Source organism: Phaeobacter sp. SYSU ZJ3003, from assembly GCF_041300735.1.
GTDB classification, from domain to species: domain Bacteria; phylum Pseudomonadota; class Alphaproteobacteria; order Rhodobacterales; family Rhodobacteraceae; genus Phycobacter; species Phycobacter gallaeciensis_A.
The window spans coordinates 1-1,742 of the sequence record NZ_PXNU01000125.1 but is presented as its reverse complement, the minus strand read 5'-3'; the positions used below and the strand labels follow the sequence as shown (position 1 = coordinate 1,742).

Sequence of the window (1,742 nt, the reverse complement as noted above, 5' to 3'; positions counted from 1 at the left end):
CGGTGTTCGTCAAGGTAGTTGTCGCCTGCATTCGATTTCACGCTGCGCTTTTGGCGGGCCCGGCCATGGGGTCGCCGCCGCCAGCTTCATGGGGGAGCGCGTCGGCGCCCCCATGGCCTCTGCGCCCAGCATCCGGGCGTTCGGGGTTCAGCCAAACCGCTCCGACTGGGGTCCAGTTGCGCGTGCGGCCTGACCAACGTTCGGGCCGCGCGGCTCGGGCGAGCTCGTAGACCTGATGTCGACTGGCGAGCAGCGCGCGATCCTCACCGCGGTGACGCTGCTCGGGCGTCACGAAGCGGATCGCACTGTGTCGATGCTCGGTGTTGTACCACCCCACGAAGCCCGCCACCCAGCTGCGCGCGGCCTCAATGGAGGCGAAGCCGCGCGTCGGCCAGGTCGGCACATACTTGCAGGTCCGGAACAGGGCCTCTGAGAAAGGGTTGTCGTTGGACACCCGCGGTCGGCTGAAGGAGGCCACGACACCAAGCCGCTCCATGGTGACTTTCATGGTCGCCCCCTTCATCGGGCTGCCGTTATCGGCGTGCAGCACCAGCGGGCTGGTGAGGTAGCCCTCGGCCCAGACGGCACGCTGAAGCACCTGCGCCGCGAACTCCGCCGTCTCCCGTTCGTAGACCTCCCAACCAACGATCTTCCGACTGAAGATGTCGAGGATGAGATAGAGGTAGAAGAAGGTGCCGGCCACCGGCCCGGGCAACCAGGTGATGTCCCACGACCAGACCTCACAGGGGCCCTCTGCCTTGAAGCTTGCAGGCGGCTTCGACCGGCTCGGCGGCCGGGCACGGCCACGGCGGTGGTTCTGCCCGCGCTCTTTCAATACCCTGTACATGCTCGACTCTGAGGCGATGTATACACCCTGATCGGCCAAACGCGGCACGATCTGGCTGGGCGGCAGGCTCGCGAACTCCGGTGCGTTACAGGTGGCGACGATTTCGTCGCGCTCCGCCTCGCTGAGCTTGTTGCGCGGGGCGGGCCGTTCGGCGTCAGGGCGACGATCCTCGCTGATCTCGCCCGTCGGATCACGCCAGCGCTGCAACGTTCGCGGGCTCACGCCAAGACCTTCACATGCTGCCGCACAGCGCGCCCCAGACACCATGGCTTCGTTCACCAGGGCGATGATCTCCTTGCGATCAGAGGCAGAGGTCATTCGTCCTCTCCCGCCCTGCGGCCCCAGATCGCTTCGGCCTTTTTTTGCAGCACGAGCAGCGCGGCCGCCTCGGCTAGCGCCTTCTCCTTGCGCATCAGCTCCCGCTCCAGTTCACGGATGCGCTTCCTGTCCTCTTTGGTCTCCTGCGCGATCTGCCGCGACGCTGCGCGGTCCCAGTCATTCGCCCGCCCACAGGCCTCCCGCCACACCCGAACCTGCTCCGGATAAAGGCCCCTCTGGCGGCAGTACTCGGACAGTTCAGCATCGTTCATTGGCGCCGTCTCGATTACGACGGCCAGCTTGTCCTCGGAAGTCCAGCCCTCGGGCCCTGACTGCCCATCGGGAAGCAACTGACCGCGCGCGCGGGCTTCTGCCCGCCATCGCGACAGCGTCCCGACCGAGATGCCCTCTTCGGCCGACAAGCGCTTCAGCGACTGGTTATGGGGTGGCAGCATCTTCGCGACCACGGATGCTTTCCGCTCCGTCGAGTATGCCATAGATCGTCCTCTCCTCCGCCCGCCTCGTCAGGTTCAATTTATCACTGAAACAGAGGCGACAACTATCCTGACTGAGGGGG

At 65.7% G+C, this 1,742-nt stretch carries 1 pseudogene; it reads right to left on the bottom strand.

Annotated elements, in window-relative coordinates:
* Positions 1 to 130: 130 nt before the first annotated feature.
* Positions 131 to 1,662, bottom strand: a pseudogene (locus tag C6W91_RS20975) (IS3 family transposase); the annotation flags it as partial.
* Between the last annotated feature and the right edge of the window lie 80 nt (positions 1,663 to 1,742).